The organism is Staphylococcus sp. FSL H8-0121 (genome assembly GCF_038008425.1).
Lineage (GTDB): Bacteria > Bacillota > Bacilli > Staphylococcales > Staphylococcaceae > Staphylococcus > Staphylococcus pasteuri.
This window is the reverse complement of record NZ_JBBOZB010000003.1, coordinates 194,670-211,158: the sequence shown is the minus strand read 5'-3', so window position 1 is coordinate 211,158 and position 16,489 is coordinate 194,670. Positions and strand designations below refer to the sequence as shown.

14 protein-coding genes are annotated in these 16,489 nt (G+C 32.5%); 12 read left to right on the top strand and 2 right to left on the bottom strand.

The window, feature by feature from the left end:
• Window positions 1–310: 310 nt before the first annotated feature.
• The gene (gene pdxR / locus LFT63_RS11305; RefSeq protein ID WP_017638469.1) at window positions 311–1,693 is read right to left on the bottom strand and encodes a MocR-like pyridoxine biosynthesis transcription factor PdxR; all 1,383 of its coding nucleotides are present in this window, start codon (window positions 1,691–1,693) and stop codon (window positions 311–313) included.
• A gap of 96 nt (window positions 1,694–1,789) precedes the next feature.
• Between pdxR and pdxS the strand changes: the two genes are divergently transcribed.
• Entirely contained in the window at window positions 1,790–2,677 is an 888-nt protein-coding gene (gene pdxS / locus LFT63_RS11300) for a pyridoxal 5'-phosphate synthase lyase subunit PdxS (protein ID WP_017638468.1), read from the top strand.
• A 3-nt stretch (window positions 2,678–2,680) separates the two neighbouring features.
• Window positions 2,681–3,238 carry a pyridoxal 5'-phosphate synthase glutaminase subunit PdxT gene (pdxT, locus tag LFT63_RS11295; protein WP_017638467.1) on the top strand — a complete coding sequence of 186 codons (558 nt, stop codon included), beginning with the start codon at window positions 2,681–2,683 and terminating at the stop codon, window positions 3,236–3,238.
• Window positions 3,239–3,303: 65 nt separating this feature from the next.
• On the opposite strand, the gene LFT63_RS11290 is transcribed toward pdxT, so the two are convergent.
• Complete coding sequence (locus LFT63_RS11290) at window positions 3,304–4,518, bottom strand: NupC/NupG family nucleoside CNT transporter (protein WP_017638466.1); 1,215 nt, start codon at window positions 4,516–4,518, stop codon at window positions 3,304–3,306.
• A gap of 158 nt (window positions 4,519–4,676) precedes the next feature.
• Here LFT63_RS11290 and LFT63_RS11285 point away from each other — a divergent pair, with 158 nt between their 5' ends.
• From LFT63_RS11285 to LFT63_RS11240, 10 genes are all read left to right on the top strand, one after another.
• Entirely contained in the window at window positions 4,677–5,138 is a 462-nt protein-coding gene (locus LFT63_RS11285; RefSeq protein ID WP_002451197.1) for a CtsR family transcriptional regulator, read from the top strand.
• 20 nt (window positions 5,139–5,158) lie between these two features.
• On the top strand, window positions 5,159–5,713 hold the full coding sequence (locus LFT63_RS11280; RefSeq protein WP_029056340.1) for a UvrB/UvrC motif-containing protein: 555 nt from the start codon (window positions 5,159–5,161) through the stop codon (window positions 5,711–5,713).
• Complete coding sequence (locus LFT63_RS11275; protein ID WP_037555779.1) at window positions 5,706–6,710, top strand: protein arginine kinase; 1,005 nt, start codon at window positions 5,706–5,708, stop codon at window positions 6,708–6,710. The genes LFT63_RS11280 and LFT63_RS11275 overlap by 8 nt, the downstream gene beginning before the upstream one ends.
• A 15-nt stretch (window positions 6,711–6,725) precedes the next feature.
• Entirely contained in the window at window positions 6,726–9,179 is a 2,454-nt protein-coding gene (locus LFT63_RS11270; RefSeq protein WP_029056342.1) for an ATP-dependent Clp protease ATP-binding subunit, read from the top strand.
• Window positions 9,180–9,513: 334 nt separating this feature from the next.
• Entirely contained in the window at window positions 9,514–10,878 is a 1,365-nt protein-coding gene (radA, locus tag LFT63_RS11265; RefSeq protein WP_029056343.1) for a DNA repair protein RadA, read from the top strand.
• Between the two features lie 26 nt (window positions 10,879–10,904).
• Complete coding sequence (locus tag LFT63_RS11260) at window positions 10,905–11,978, top strand: PIN/TRAM domain-containing protein (RefSeq protein ID WP_108000043.1); 1,074 nt, start codon at window positions 10,905–10,907, stop codon at window positions 11,976–11,978.
• A gap of 284 nt (window positions 11,979–12,262) precedes the next feature.
• On the top strand, window positions 12,263–13,717 hold the full coding sequence (gene gltX, locus LFT63_RS11255) for a glutamate--tRNA ligase (protein WP_017638460.1): 1,455 nt from the start codon (window positions 12,263–12,265) through the stop codon (window positions 13,715–13,717).
• Between the two features lie 365 nt (window positions 13,718–14,082).
• Window positions 14,083–14,712 (top strand): serine O-acetyltransferase, encoded by a 630-nt coding sequence (gene cysE / locus LFT63_RS11250; protein WP_176745279.1) that lies wholly within the window; start codon window positions 14,083–14,085, stop codon window positions 14,710–14,712.
• Complete coding sequence (gene cysS / locus LFT63_RS11245; RefSeq protein WP_340769222.1) at window positions 14,696–16,096, top strand: cysteine--tRNA ligase; 1,401 nt, start codon at window positions 14,696–14,698, stop codon at window positions 16,094–16,096. The genes cysE and cysS overlap by 17 nt, the downstream gene beginning before the upstream one ends.
• 1 nt (window position 16,097) lies before the next feature.
• Window positions 16,098–16,487, top strand: coding sequence for a Mini-ribonuclease 3 (locus LFT63_RS11240; RefSeq protein ID WP_029056346.1), 390 nt, complete (start codon window positions 16,098–16,100; stop codon window positions 16,485–16,487).
• The last annotated feature ends 2 nt before the right edge of the window (window positions 16,488–16,489 follow it).

Genomic DNA, 16,489 nt, shown 5'->3' with positions numbered 1-16,489 from the left:
TTACTTACTTAATAGCTTTAGCTATTAAGTACAACTATATATGCCAGGCAAATGATAGGATGCGATGAGCCGCATTGAGACCGTAAGGTCTTTTTTTTATGTCTTAATTTATCTATTTAAAAAAAAACTGAACGGATGAAAATTCAAATTTTATCTGTCCAGTTTTTTAATACAATATTTTTGGATGATGAAATCATTTTTAGAATATGCAACTAATATATTAAGGAATGTTTTTGTAAAGTTAATTATGAATACAATAGACTAAAGTCAATTGCATAAGTAACACTAACTTTTTAAATAAAAAGAAGTGTTACTTTATAATTAACGAATTAATAAGGGCTTCTGTATGTGAATTTAATTGTTCTTTTGGAATTCCTCCAAAACCTATAATAAACTTTGGTTTTATTTTTACATCATCATCGAATTGATATGGTGTTAATTTTAATGAGTGATGTTTAGCACGATCTATGCATTCTTCCATACTTAATCCATTTAAAACTGTTAATGTAAAATGCATACCAGTTAAAGCACCATCAACTTTTAGTTGTTCTTCATATGGGGAAAGTGCATTTAAAATATACGTTAATTTTTCTTTATAAATTTTCCTCATTTTATTTAAATGACGTTCAAAACTTCCACTGCTCATGAATTGAGCGATAATTCTTTGTATATGTACTGGAGCAGTGTTTGCTTCACTATAATCATATTGGTGGTATAAATCTAATATTTTAGGAGGTAATACTATATACGCTATTCTACAGCTTGGGTAAATTGATTTAGAGAATGTACTGATGTAAATAATTTTATCTTGTGAATCTAGACTTTGTAATGCGGGTATTGGCTTTCCAAAATATCTAAACTCTGAATCATAATCATCTTCAATAATATATCTGTTAGTTTGATGTTGAGCCCAATTGATAAGCTGTGTTCTTTTTTTCAAATTCATAACGTGTCCTGTTGGAAATTGATGTGATGGAGTAATATAAAGTACGTTATAATTCGAAGAAAAAATGGGTTTAGTTTGTATGCCGCTTTTTTCGACTGGTACTTGTAAATATTTAAATTTCTTTTTATCTAGAACTTGTTTAATAGGTGGATAACTTGGCTTTTCAATAATAAATGATGAAGATTCAAGTATATCAGTTAGCATATTTAATAATTGTTCAGTAGAAGAACCAATAACAATTTGTTGAGGGTGTGCAGTAACACCTCTACTAGTGAATAAGTAATGTGCAATTTGTTGTCTTAACTCGAATTCCCCTTGTTTATTACCTCTTTGTAAAAAATCTAAGTTATGATCTTCAAATACTTCTTTAGCGTATTTCCGGAATAAATGAGATGGGAAATGTTCTGCATCAATTTCTGATAAATTAAAAGAATAATCATAATCATTATGTTCTACATTTAAATCAATTCCATCAATTTGTTCATTTGAAATTGTTACATAGGGGTTAGGAAGAACCGGTAATGATTCAATATCAGATACATAGTATCCAGATCTCGGTTTAGAGTATATAAATCCTTCATCTAGTAGTAATTGATAGGCATGCTCAATCGTTGTGTTACTTAAAGATAAATGTTCGCTTAATTGTCGTTTAGAGGGAAATCTATCGTTGGATTGATATTGTCCTTCTATTATTTGTTTTTTCAGTTTTTCATATAAATCTAAATATAATGAATTAGAATGTCTCATTAAACTGACCGCCTTTATTATGTATAAATTGAACCTTTTTAAATATCAGTTTATCCTTTACAATAAATTTAATCAAGAAGTAAAGGGGTAGATTGTATGTCTAAAATAGTTGGATCTGAAAGAGTTAAACGTGGTATGGCTGAAATGCAAAAAGGCGGCGTCATTATGGACGTAGTTAATGCTGAACAAGCGAAAATTGCTGAAGAAGCTGGTGCTGTAGCAGTAATGGCTTTAGAAAGAGTACCTTCTGATATTAGAGCGGCGGGTGGCGTTGCTCGTAGTGCTAATCCTAAAATTGTTGAAGAAGTAATGAATGCAGTATCAATCCCAGTAATGGCTAAAGCACGAATTGGTCATATTACAGAGGCGCGCGTTTTAGAAGCAATGGGAGTGGACTATATAGATGAATCAGAAGTATTAACTCCAGCAGATGAAGAATACCATTTACGTAAAGATCAATTCACTGTACCTTTCGTTTGTGGTTGTCGTAATCTGGGCGAAGCAGCTCGTCGTATTGGCGAAGGAGCAGCTATGTTACGTACTAAAGGAGAGCCTGGTACAGGTAATATAGTAGAAGCAGTTAGACATATGAGAAGAGTGAATGCTGAAGTAAGTCGTTTGACTGTAATGAATGATGACGAAATCATGACTTTTGCCAAAGATATTGGTGCACCATACGAAGTATTAAAACAAATTAAAGATCATGGTAGATTACCAGTCGTAAACTTTGCAGCTGGTGGTGTTGCTACTCCTCAAGATGCTGCCTTAATGATGGAATTAGGCGCAGATGGAGTATTTGTTGGATCAGGTATTTTTAAATCTGAAGATCCGGAAAAATTTGCTAAAGCTATCGTTCAAGCTACTACTCATTATCAAGACTATGAACTTATCGGTAAACTAGCAGCAGAATTAGGTACAGCTATGAAAGGTTTAGATATTAATCAAATTTCTTTAGAAGAACGTATGCAAGAGCGTGGTTGGTAGTATATGAAAATAGGTGTATTAGCACTGCAAGGAGCAGTTCGAGAACATATTCGACATATAGAGTTAAGTGGTCATGAAGGTATTGCAATCAAAAAAGTAGAACAGTTAGATGATATTGATGGCTTAATATTACCTGGTGGCGAGTCAACAACATTGAGAAGATTAATGGATTTATATGGTTTTAAAGAAAAGTTACAACAATCAGAATTACCTATGTTTGGTACATGTGCAGGGCTAATAGTATTAGCCAGTGATGTTGAAGGAGAAACTGGATATTTAAATAAGTTGGATATTACTGTTGAACGTAATTCATTTGGAAGACAGGTAGATAGTTTTGAATCCGAATTAGAAATAAAAGGTATAGCTACTGATATTGAAGGCGTATTTATTAGAGCACCTCATATAGCAAAAGTTGGAGATAATGTTGAAATCTTAAGCGAAGTAGGCGACAAAATTGTCGCTGTAAAGCAAGATAAATATTTAGGAGTTTCTTTCCATCCAGAATTAACAGATGATTACCGAGTAACTGATTATTTTATTAATCATATGATTCAAAAATAAAAATAAGGCAATGCATGATTGGATTGGTTACAAACTCCAATGTATGCATTGCCTTTTATTTATTATTAGATGAAGAATCCAGCAATTGCTGCTGAAATGAATGATACAAGAGTTGCACCGAATAATAATTTTAATCCGAATCTTGCAACAACATCACCTTTTTTATCATTAAGAGATTTAATAGCACCTGAAATAATTCCAATTGAACTAAAGTTTGCAAATGATACTAAGAATACTGAAGTAACACCTTTAGCATGTTCAGAAATCCCATTTAATTTACCAAGTGCTTGCATTGCCACAAATTCATTTGATAATAGTTTAGTAGCCATCACAGAACCTGATTGAACTGCATCGTTCCATGGAACACCTGCTAAAAATGCAAACGGAGCAAATACAAATCCAATTAAAGTTTGGAAATCCCATTTGATTGCGCCACCACTTGCTAAACTAAAGCCGCCGCTCACTAAACCATTTAGTAATGCGATAATTGCGATATATCCAATTAACATTGCACCAACTATTACTGCAACTTTAAATCCGTCTAAGATATACTCTCCAAGCATTTCAAAGAAAGATTGATTTTTTGTTTCACTTTCAGCAACTAATAATTTATCATCTTCTTCATTAACTTTATATGGATTAATGATAGATGCAATAATGAAGCCACCAAATAAATTTAATACAACAGCTGTTACAACGTATTTTGGTTCAATCAATGTAAAGTAAGCACCAATAATTGAAGCTGATACTGTAGACATTGCTGATGCCGTTAATGTATATAAACGTTGTTTAGGTATGTAAGGTAATTGTTGTTTTAATGAGATAAACACTTCTGATTGACCTAAAATTGCTGCTGCTACAGCATTGTAAGATTCTAATCTACCCATACCATTAATTTTTGAAATAAGAAAACCTAAGACATTAATAATAAGAGGTAAAATTCTTGTATACTGCAAGATACCAATTAATGCTGAAATAAATACAATTGGTAATAAAACGTTAAAGAAAAATGGTGGGTTTTTAGGGTCAATATATTTAAAGCCACCAAAAACAAAATTAACTCCTTCAGCTGCTTTTGACAATAAATAACCAAATCCATTAGATATAGCACCAATGACTGAAATACCAATATTAGTTTTAAGTAAAATAAACGCAAAAATTAATTGAATAACTAGCAATAATCCAACATATTGCCATCGAATATTCTTTCTATCTGAACTAAATAAGTACGCGAGTGCTAAGAAGAAAATGATTCCAATAATCCCAATGAGAATATGCATGTGTTTTTTCATTCCTTTAATTTATTCTATTGTCTATCATACAATAAAATAGAAACGCTAACATCATAAATTTTAAAAATTTAAAGTCAAAATAATTGAAAATGGTCAAAGTTGGTCATATAATATAGTCAAAGAAGGTCAAAAAAGAGGTGATAATCATGCATAATATGTCCGACATCATAGAACAATACATTAAACATTTATTTGAAGAAACCAATGAAGACGTGGTTGAAATTCAAAGAGCAAACATAGCTCAACGTTTCGATTGTGTCCCTTCTCAATTAAACTATGTTATTAAAACACGATTCACAAATGAGCATGGTTACGAAATAGAAAGTAAACGTGGTGGCGGTGGTTACATCCGAATCACAAAAATTGAAAACAAAGATGAGACAGGTTATATTAATCATTTACTTCAGTTAATAGGTCCATCCATATCTCAACAACAAGCACTCTATTTAATAGATGGGTTGTTAGATAAAGGACTAGTTAATGAAAGAGAAGCTAAAATGATTATTGCAGCAATTGATCGAGAAACTCTGAAAATGGATATTGTATCTCGTGATATTATTAGAGCTAATATTCTCAAAAGAATTTTACCAGTTATCAATTATTATTAGGAGAATTGAGGTGTTGCTTTTTGCTTTGCGAAAATTGCCATTTAAATGAGGCTGAAGTTAAATTAACTGTTAAAAGTAAAGATGGTGTGCAAGAAAAATGGGTATGTAGTACTTGTGCACAAGGTGATAATCCATGGACACATCAAGAACAATCATCATATCATCAAGATGATATCGAAGAAGCATTTGTTGTAAAACAAATATTACAACATTTAGCTACTAAGCATGGTATTAATTTTCACGAAATGGCATTTAAAGAAGAAAAGCGATGTCCAACTTGTCAGATGACATTAAAAGATATTGCACATGTAGGTAAATTCGGTTGTTCAGATTGTTATGCAACTTTTAAAGATGACATTTTAGACATTGTTAGACGTGTGCAAGGTGGTCAATTTGAACATGTTGGAAAAGTACCTCAGTCTTCTTATCATAAACTTGCACTTAAAAAGAAAATCGAAGAAAAAAATCAATATTTACAAAAGTTAATAGATGAACAAGATTTTGAACAAGCAGCCATTATACGTGATGAAATTAAAGCGCTACGTGAAGAGGGCGAGGTGCAACATGATGAGTGACTTAGAGCCAAATGTAAGTAAATGGATGAAAACAGCAAAGGAAGCACCGGTTGTGATTTCATCAAGAATTCGTTTAGCTAGAAATCTAGAAAATCACGTTCACCCCCTTATGTTCCCAACAGAACAAGATGGATTCAGAGTTATTAATGAAGTACAAGATGCTTTACCTAATATGACTTTAAAAAGACTAGATGTGATGGACCAACAAAATAAAATGAAGTTAGTAGCTAAACATTTAGTAAGTCCAGAATTAATTAAACAACCGGCAGCAGCTGTCATGTTAAATGATGATGAATCTATCAGTGTAATGATAAATGAAGAAGACCATATAAGAATTCAAGCATTAGGTACTGATTTATCATTGGAAAGATTGTACAAAGAAGCCTCAGCACTTGATGATACAATAGATCAAAAACTTGATATTAGTTATGATGAACATTTAGGTTATTTAACTACTTGTCCTACTAATATAGGTACTGGGATGAGAGCAAGCGTGATGTTGCACTTACCAGGTCTTTCAATTATGAAAAGAATGACAGGCATTTCTCAAACTATAAATAGATTTGGATTTACAATTCGAGGTATTTATGGTGAAGGATCACAAGTATATGGTCATATTTATCAGGTTTCAAACCAATTAACATTGGGGAAAACAGAAGAAGAAATTATTGAAAACTTAACAGAAGTTATTAATCAGATTATAAATGAAGAGCTTCAAATTCGGGAAAGATTAGATGAGCATAAGCAATTAGAAACGTTAGATAGAGTTTATCGTTCGCTAGGAATACTTCAAAATAGCAGACTTATTTCTATGGAAGAAGCATCATACCGGTTGAGTGAAGTTAAATTAGGTATAGATTTAAATTATATTAAACTTGATAATTTTAAATTTAATGAATTAATGGTAGGCATTCAAACTCCATTTTTATTTGATGAAGAAGATGAAACACCAGTCAATGAAAAAAGAGCTAATATTTTGAGAGAACATATAAAATAGGAGGTAACACATTATATGCTATTTGGTAGATTAACAGAACGTGCGCAGCGTGTGTTAGCACATGCACAAGAAGAAGCAATTCGATTGAATCATTCAAATATTGGAACAGAACATCTTTTACTAGGTTTAATGAAAGAACCTGAAGGCATTGCAGCAAAAGTATTAGAAAGTTTTAATATTACAGAGGACAGAGTAGTAGAAGAAGTAGAAAAACTTATTGGACACGGTCAAGAACCAATGGCGACACTTCACTATACGCCTAGAGCTAAAAAAGTTATTGAATTATCAATGGATGAAGCACGAAAATTACATCATAATTTCGTAGGAACAGAACATATACTACTTGGTTTAATTAGAGAAAACGAAGGCGTAGCTGCACGTGTATTTGCAAATCTCGATTTAAATATTACAAAAGCACGTGCTCAAGTCGTTAAAGCTTTAGGTAGTCCAGAAATGAGTAATAAAAATGCTCAAGCAAATAAATCTAATAACACACCAACTTTAGATGGTTTAGCACGTGATTTAACAGTCATTGCTAAAGATGGAACATTAGATCCTGTAGTAGGACGTGATAAAGAAATCACACGTGTTATAGAAGTACTTAGTCGTCGTACTAAAAACAACCCAGTATTAATTGGTGAACCTGGTGTAGGTAAAACAGCGATTGCTGAAGGATTAGCGCAAGCAATTGTAAATAATGAAGTACCAGAAACATTGAAAAACAAACGTGTCATGTCTTTAGATATGGGAACAGTTGTAGCTGGAACTAAATATCGTGGCGAATTCGAAGAACGTTTGAAAAAAGTAATGGAAGAAATTCATCAAGCAGGCAATGTTATTCTATTTATTGATGAATTGCACACATTAGTCGGTGCTGGTGGAGCTGAAGGTGCCATAGATGCTTCTAATATTCTAAAACCTGCTTTAGCTCGTGGAGAATTACAATGCATTGGTGCGACTACTTTAGACGAATATCGCAAAAATATTGAAAAAGACGCAGCATTAGAACGTCGTTTCCAACCTATACAAGTTGATGAACCTTCAGTTGAAGATACTGTTGCAATTTTAAAAGGACTTCGTGACCGTTATGAAGCCCATCATCGTATTAACATTTCAGATGAAGCTTTAGAAGCGGCAGCTAAATTAAGTCATCGTTATGTATCAGATAGATTTTTACCTGATAAAGCAATTGATTTAATTGACGAAGCAAGCTCAAAAGTAAGACTAAAAAGTCATACAACACCTAATAACTTAAAAGAAATTGAACAACAAATTGAAAAAGTTAAAAATGAAAAAGACGCAGCCGTTCACGCTCAAGAATTTGAAAACGCGGCAAATCTTAGAGATAAACAAACTAAATTAGAAAAACAGTTTGAAGAAGCTAAAAATGAATGGAAAAACGCACAAGATGGCGTAAGTACATCATTATCTGAAGAAGATATTGCAGAAGTTATTGCGGGTTGGACAGGTATTCCGTTAACAAGAATTAATGAAACTGAATCAGATCGCTTACTTAACTTAGAAGACACATTACATCATCGAGTTATTGGTCAAAAAGATGCTGTGACTTCTATTAGTAAAGCGGTAAGACGTGCAAGAGCAGGATTAAAAGATCCTAAACGTCCAATTGGTAGCTTTATATTCTTAGGTCCTACAGGCGTAGGTAAAACAGAACTAGCTCGTGCTTTAGCTGAATCTATGTTTGGCGAAGATGATGCAATGATTCGTGTTGATATGAGTGAATTTATGGAAAAACACGCTGTCAGTCGTTTAGTTGGTGCCCCTCCTGGCTATGTAGGCCATGATGACGGTGGCCAATTAACTGAAAAAGTTAGACGTAAACCTTATTCAGTTATACTATTCGATGAAATTGAAAAAGCACATCCAGACGTATTTAATATCTTGCTACAAGTATTAGATGATGGTCATTTAACTGATACTAAAGGACGTCAAGTTGACTTTCGTAATACAGTGATTATTATGACTTCAAATGTTGGCGCTCAAGAATTACAAGATCAACGTTTCGCAGGTTTTGGTGGTGCCAATGATGGTCAAGATTATGAATCAATACGTAAAACAATGATGAAAGAACTTAAAAATGCATTCCGTCCAGAATTCTTAAACCGTGTGGATGACATTATTGTTTTCCATAAATTATCTAAAGATGAACTTAAAGAAATCGTAACTATGATGGTTAATAAATTAACACTACGCTTATCAGAACAAAATATAAATATTGAAGTAACTGAAAAAGCTAAAGAAAAAATTGCTGAAGAAGGATATGACCCAGAATATGGTGCAAGACCACTTATCCGCGCAATTCAGAAGACAGTTGAAGATAACCTAAGTGAATTAATATTAGACGGTAATCAATTAGAAGGTAAGAATGTAACTGTTGATCATGATGGTGAAGAATTTAAATATGATATTCAAGATAAAAAAGAAGATAAAGCTTCTACAGAAGCGTAATCAACTTATAGATTGATTATTAATAAAGAGGTAGGGACTAAAATGTCCCTGCCTCTTTATTTAGTAATGTTAAATTAGAATCATTATAAAAAATAAATGAATACTCTATCAAGATGTGCCATAATAATAGACGATGATATCAAAGACTTTTGAAATAATTAGTATGTATTGGTAACAAACAAGTATTGAACAATTAATACAATACAAAAATTGACATAATCATAGTGATTTTGAATAATTTTAAATAATTAATTAAAGTATTAACATTTAATTTGTCATTATGAATTTGTCAGTTTAAAATAGATTTGTTCTTAAATAAAACGGGGGTGCGAATTTGGCCAAGAAAAAAATAATATTTGAATGTATGGCATGTGGCTATCAATCTCCAAAATGGATGGGGAAATGCCCTAACTGTGGTGCATGGAACCAAATGGAAGAAATAGTTGAAAAAGCCGCCAATCCAAAACATGGTGTTAAATCCAAAGAAACTGCAGGAAAAGTACAAACACTGGACAGTATTAAACATGAATCTACACCACGAGTGCTTACAGAATCAAAAGAGTTTAACCGTGTACTTGGTGGAGGCATTGTAAATGGATCGCTTGTCTTAATAGGCGGTGACCCAGGTATTGGGAAGTCAACATTACTTTTACAAATTTGTGCTTCTCTCTCTCAATCTAAAAATGTTTTATACATTACAGGTGAGGAATCAATTAATCAAACAAAACTTCGTGCAGATCGCTTAGAAGAAGACTCAAGCAAGTTACAAGTGTTGGCTGAAACAGATCTAGAAGTAATCTATCAGACAGTTAAAGATATTAATCCAGATTTATTAGTCGTTGACTCAATACAAACAATTTATCACCCAGAAATTAGTTCCGCACCTGGTTCTGTCTCTCAAGTAAGAGAGAGTACACAAAGCTTAATGAATATCGCTAAACAAATGAATATCGCGACATTTATTGTTGGTCATGTTACTAAAGAGGGGCAAATAGCTGGACCTAGATTACTCGAACACATGGTTGATACAGTGCTTTATTTCGAAGGTGATGAACACCATGCCTATAGAATATTAAGAGCCGTTAAAAACCGTTTTGGTTCAACTAATGAGATGGGTATTTTTGAAATGAAACAAAGCGGGTTAAAAGGAGTTATGAATCCTTCCGAAATGTTTTTAGAAGAACGTTCTACTAATGTTCCAGGGTCAACAATAGTATCGACTATGGAAGGAACAAGACCTTTACTTATTGAAGTTCAGGCTTTAGTAACACCTACAACATTCAACAACCCACGTCGAATGGCTACAGGCATTGACCACAATCGCTTGAGCTTATTAATGGCAGTGTTAGAGAAAAAAGAAAATTATCTACTACAGCAACAAGATGCATATATTAAAGTAGCTGGAGGAGTGAAATTAACTGAACCAGCAGTTGATCTTAGTATTATAGTTGCTACTGCATCTAGTTTTAAAGATAAAGCAGTAGACGGCTTAGATTGTTTTATTGGCGAAGTTGGTTTGACTGGTGAAGTAAGACGAGTAGCAAGAATTGAACAGCGTGTTCAAGAAGCTGCAAAATTAGGATTTAAAAGGGTGATTATTCCACAAACTAATATTGGTGGTTGGACATTCCCTGAGGATATAAAAGTTGTCGGTGTATCATCAGTTCATGACGCATTAAAGTATGCATTTAATTCATAAATCATTTAAATGAAAGGAGGTAAAAAATGAATCCATTAAGATTAATTGTAATCGTTATTTATATGGTAGTAGGTGCAACATTAGGCATCATTATAATACCAGAAGTTATAAAAGATTTAGGCTTAAGTAATTATCCTATACTCACTAACTATTATATAGACGGATTAATTGGCATTGTTGTATTTTTTATTGTTTTTGGTTTCTTTATTAAACATATTACATACGCTTTTAAAGAATTAGAACATACAGTAATGAAGAGAAGCGCAGTAGAGATTTTGTTTGCAACTATTGGTTTAATTATCGGACTTTTAATATCCGTTATGATTTCATTTATCTTGGAATTGATTGGTAATTCCATTTTAAATCATTTTATACCAATTATTATTACGATGATTTTATGTTATTTTGGCTTCCAATTTGGTTTGAAAAAGAGAGACGAGATGTTGATGTTCTTACCGGAAAATATTTCACGCTCAATGTCTCAACATTCTTTTAAAGCAGTTCCAAAAATAATTGATACAAGTGCTATTATTGACGGCAGAGTTATCGATATTATGAAATGTGGGTTCATGGATGGAGAAGTACTTATTCCACAAGGTGTAATTAACGAATTGCAAATTATAGCGGATGCTAATGATAGTGTAAAGCGAGAAAAAGGACAACGTGGTTTGGATAAGCTCAATCAGATTTATGATTTAGAATATCCAACACGTGTCATTAACCCAACCAAATCACATAGTGATATTGATATGTTATTAATTAAATTAGCAAAACAACATCATGCGCATATTATTACGACGGACTTTAATCTTAATAAAGTATGTCACGTACATGGAATTAGTGCATTGAATGTTAATGATCTTTCAGAGGCAATTAAACCTAATGTACACCAAGGAGATCATTTGAATATTTTATTAACTAAAATGGGTAAAGAGCCGGGTCAGGGTGTCGGCTATCTAGATGATGGAACAATGGTTGTTGTCGATAATGCTAAAAAATTGATTGGACAACACGTGGATTTAGAAGTTATAAGTTTACTACAAACTTCTTCCGGACGTATTGTATTCGCTAAAAATTTAAATGAAACACCAACTGATTAAATGAATTTAATTTAAGCAGGCATTTTCATATAATCTGGAAATATATTACTTGAAAAATAAATGCGAGTAACTTATCAAAGTAGCTGAGAAGTGCTACAATAATTTTTGACACAATTTGTGAGATTAATGATTAATAAATTAGAAGGTAAATGACAAAGTCAATCATTATCAGACTATTGTTTACTGTATAAACATAATCATTCGTTACTTATTCAATAAAAAGTTGAATAAAATTGGTATACACCAATAAAACATTAATAATTTAAACTACAGGAGTGGATAAAATGAGTGAACGCGTAAGAGTAAGATACGCACCAAGTCCAACAGGTTACTTGCATATTGGTAATGCACGTACTGCTTTATTTAACTATTTATTTGCTAAACATTATGATGGCGATTTTGTAGTACGAATTGAAGATACTGATAAAAAACGTAACTTAGAGGATGGAGAATCTTCACAATTCGATAATTTAAAATGGTTAGGATTAGACTGGGATGAATCAGTAGATAAAGATAAAGGTTATGGACCTTATCGTCAATCTGAACGTGCAGACATCTATAATCCACTTATCAAACAATTATTAGATGAAGATAAAGCTTATAAATGTTATATGACTGAAGAAGAATTAGAAGAAGAACGCGAAGCTCAAATTGCGCGTGGTGAAATGCCAAGATATGGTGGCCAACATGCTCACTTAACTGAAGAACAACGCCAACAATTTGAAGCGGAAGGACGCCAACCATCAATTAGATTCCGTGTACCTAAAGACAAAACGTACGCATTTAACGATATGGTTAAAGGTGAAATTTCATTTGATTCAAATAATATGGGTGACTGGGTAATCGTTAAAAAAGACGGTGTACCAACATATAACTTTGCAGTAGCAATTGATGATCACTTTATGGAAATCACTGATGTTATTCGTGGTGACGATCATGTTTCAAACACACCTAAACAATTAATGATTTATGAAGCATTTGGATGGGAAGCACCAAGATTTGCTCATATGTCACTTATTGTTAATGAAGAGCGTAAAAAATTAAGTAAACGTGATGGCCAAATTTTACAATTTATCGAGCAATATCGTGATTTAGGTTATTTACCAGAAGCTTTATTTAACTTCATTACTTTATTAGGATGGTCACCTGAAGGCGAAGAAGAAATTTATTCTAAAGAAGAATTCATTAAAATCTTTGATGAAAAACGTTTATCTAAATCACCAGCATTCTTTGATAAACAAAAATTAGCTTGGGTAAACAACCAATATATGAAACAAAAAGATACTGAAACAGTATTTGAATTAGCTTTACCACATTTAATCAAAGCTAACTTAATCCCAGAAAATCCATCTGAAGAAGATTTAGATTGGGGACGTAAGCTTGTCGCTTTATATCAAAAAGAAATGAGTTATGCAGGAGAAATCGTACCACTTTCAGAAATGTTCTTTAAAGAAATGCCAGAATTTGGAGAAGAAGAACAAGAAGTGATTAATGGAGAACAAGTTCCTGAATTAATGACTCATTTATATGGTAAATTAGAAGCACTTGAACCATTTGAAGCTACAGAAATTAAAAAAACAATTAAAGAAGTTCAAAAAGAAACTGGTATAAAAGGTAAACAATTATTTATGCCAATTCGTGTAGCTGTAACTGGTCAAATGCATGGTCCTGAATTACCAAATACAATTGAAGTACTTGGTAAAGATAAAGTATTATCTCGTTTGAAACAGTATATTTAAAAAGTGAAATTAAAGTTGAATTAAAATTCACACTTGAAAAATTACAATTTACCACATAATATTAAAAGTAATAAGTGAGTTAATCAAAGGATTAGTAATTAAGTAGTACATGATTCAGAGAGTGTGCGGTTGCTGCGAGCACATCATGGAATTTAATGAATGCACCTTTGATCTATAAAATAAATTCAAATATGGATTAAATGAGAGTAAATCAAATGTTGAGTTAATTGAATTGTGATTTACTAAATGAAGAGTGGAACCGTGCTTTTGCGCCTCTAGCAATTATTGTTAGAGGTGCTTTTTTATTAAATAATTTTAGTTGATAGTCTAATAAGGCTAAGGGGGAGAATGTTTTGTTAAAAAGAATGAGAGACGATATAAAAATGGTATTTGAACAGGATCCAGCAGCACGATCAACTATTGAAGTCGTTACAACTTATGCAGGTCTACATGCGGTATGGAGTCATTTAATTGCACATAAATTATATAATAAACAACGCTATGTAGCTGCAAGAGCAATATCTCAAATCTCAAGGTTTTTTACAGGTATAGAAATACATCCAGGCGCTAAAATAGGAAAACGATTATTTATTGACCATGGCATGGGAGTGGTTATAGGGGAAACATGTACTATTGGTGATAACGTGACAATATATCAAGGTGTTACTTTAGGTGGTACTGGTAAAGAAAAAGGAAAGAGACACCCAGATATTGGTGACAACGTGTTAATTGCAGCCGGCTCAAAAGTGTTAGGTAATATTCAAATTAGCTCTAATGTAAATATAGGTGCTAATTCAGTGGTATTACAATCAGTACCAAGCTACTCAACAGTAGTAGGAATACCGGGTCATATTGTTAAACAAGATGGTAAACGCATTGGTAAAACATTTGATCATCGAAATTTACCAGATCCATTATATGAACAAATTAAACACTTAGAAAGACAACTTGAAAAAACTAGAAACGGGGAGATTCAAGATGATTACATTATATAATACGTTAACGCGTCAAAAAGAGACTTTTGAACCTATAGAACCAGGTAAGGTAAAAATGTATGTTTGTGGGCCTACAGTATACAACTATATTCATATTGGTAATGCAAGACCTGCAATCAACTATGATGTCGTACGTAGATATTTTGAATATAAAGGCTATGAAGTAATATATGTATCAAACTTTACTGATGTGGATGACAAACTAATTAATCGTTCAAAAGAACTTAACGAAAGTGTTCCAGAAATTGCAGATAAATATATAAAAGCATTTTATGAAGATGTTGGTGCGCTTAACGTTAAAAAAGCTACATCAAATCCAAGAGTAATGAATCACATGGATGAAATTATAGATTTCATCAAGAAATTAGTGGATGAAGGCTATGCTTATGAAAGTAACGGAGATGTTTATTTCAGAACACGTCAATTTAAAGATTATGGTAAGTTAAGTCATCAATCGATTGATGACTTAAAAGTAGGTGCTCGTATCGAAACAGGAGACCAAAAAGAAGATGCACTAGACTTTACTTTATGGAAAAAGGCGAAACCTGGCGAAATTAGTTGGGAAAGTCCTTTTGGCGAAGGTCGTCCTGGATGGCATATTGAATGTTCAGTAATGGCATTTCACGAGCTTGGACCAACAATCGATATTCATGCAGGAGGCTCAGATCTACAATTCCCTCACCATGAAAATGAAATTGCACAATCAGAAGCACACAACCATGCACCATTTGCTAATTATTGGATGCATAATGGCTTTATAAATATCGACAATGAAAAAATGAGTAAATCTTTAGGTAACTTTATTTTAGTGCACGATATTATAAAAGAAATTGATCCGGATGTCTTACGTTTCTTCATGATTAGTGTGCATTATCGTAGTCCAATTAACTATAATTTAGAACTTGTAAGTGCAGCTAAAAGTGGTCTAGAACGTATTAGAAATAGTTATCAATTAATTGAAGAAAGAGAAGCAATAGCTACTGATATTGAAAATCAAGAAGAATATATCGACCAAATTAATGATATCTTAGCAAATTTTGAATCAGTGATGGATGATGACTTTAATACAGCTAATGCTGTAACAGTTTGGTATGATTTAGCGAAATTAGCCAATCGATATGTATTAGAAAATGTTACTTCAACTCAAGTTATTCATAGATTTAAAGAAGTTTATCAAATATTTAGTGATGTATTAGGTGTACCATTAAAAGGAAAACAACAAGATGATTTATTAGATGAAGACATTGAAAAATTAATTGAAGAGCGTAATGAAGCTAGAAAAAATAAAGATTTCGCACGTGCTGATGAAATTAGAGACCATTTAAAAGAGAAGAATATTATTTTAGAAGATACTCCTCAAGGTGTTAGATTTAAACGTGGATAATATGAATACGAAATTACTTAATCCTTTAACATTAGCTTATATGGGTGATGCCGTTTTAGATCAGCATGTTCGTGAATATATCGTGCTCAAATTACGCAGTAAACCTAACCGATTACATCAAGTTTCAAAACAATATGTCTCAGCTAAAAGCCAAGCACAAACACTTGAAACGCTTATTGATGAAGATTGGTTTACTGAAGAAGAACTGGATATATTAAAAAGAGGGCGTAATGCTAAAAGTTATACTAAGGCTAAAAATACAGACATTCAAACTTACCGTAAGAGTTCAGCTATAGAAGCGGTACTTGGTTATTTGTATTTAGAACATAATGAAGAACGATTGAAAGAATTGCTAAATAAAATAATAGAAATAGTTAATGAGAGGTCGTGAGT

Excerpts from the sequence above, each read along its gene's own strand:
- LFT63_RS11270 (WP_029056342.1), top strand. The coding sequence starts at position 6,726 with ATGCTATTTGGTAGATTAACAGAACGTGCGCAGCGTGTGTTAGCACAT.
- LFT63_RS11290 (WP_017638466.1), bottom strand. The coding sequence starts at position 4,518 with ATGCATATTCTCATTGGGATTATTGGAATCATTTTCTTCTTAGCACTC.
- pdxS (WP_017638468.1), top strand. The coding sequence starts at position 1,790 with ATGTCTAAAATAGTTGGATCTGAAAGAGTTAAACGTGGTATGGCTGAA.
- cysS (WP_340769222.1), top strand. The coding sequence starts at position 14,696 with ATGATTACATTATATAATACGTTAACGCGTCAAAAAGAGACTTTTGAA.
- pdxR (WP_017638469.1), bottom strand. The coding sequence starts at position 1,693 with ATGAGACATTCTAATTCATTATATTTAGATTTATATGAAAAACTGAAA.
- pdxT (WP_017638467.1), top strand. The coding sequence starts at position 2,681 with ATGAAAATAGGTGTATTAGCACTGCAAGGAGCAGTTCGAGAACATATT.
- LFT63_RS11285 (WP_002451197.1), top strand. The coding sequence starts at position 4,677 with ATGCATAATATGTCCGACATCATAGAACAATACATTAAACATTTATTT.
- LFT63_RS11260 (WP_108000043.1), top strand. The coding sequence starts at position 10,905 with ATGAATCCATTAAGATTAATTGTAATCGTTATTTATATGGTAGTAGGT.
- LFT63_RS11240 (WP_029056346.1), top strand. The coding sequence starts at position 16,098 with ATGAATACGAAATTACTTAATCCTTTAACATTAGCTTATATGGGTGAT.
- cysE (WP_176745279.1), top strand. The coding sequence starts at position 14,083 with ATGAGAGACGATATAAAAATGGTATTTGAACAGGATCCAGCAGCACGA.
- LFT63_RS11275 (WP_037555779.1), top strand. The coding sequence starts at position 5,706 with ATGAGTGACTTAGAGCCAAATGTAAGTAAATGGATGAAAACAGCAAAG.
- gltX (WP_017638460.1), top strand. The coding sequence starts at position 12,263 with ATGAGTGAACGCGTAAGAGTAAGATACGCACCAAGTCCAACAGGTTAC.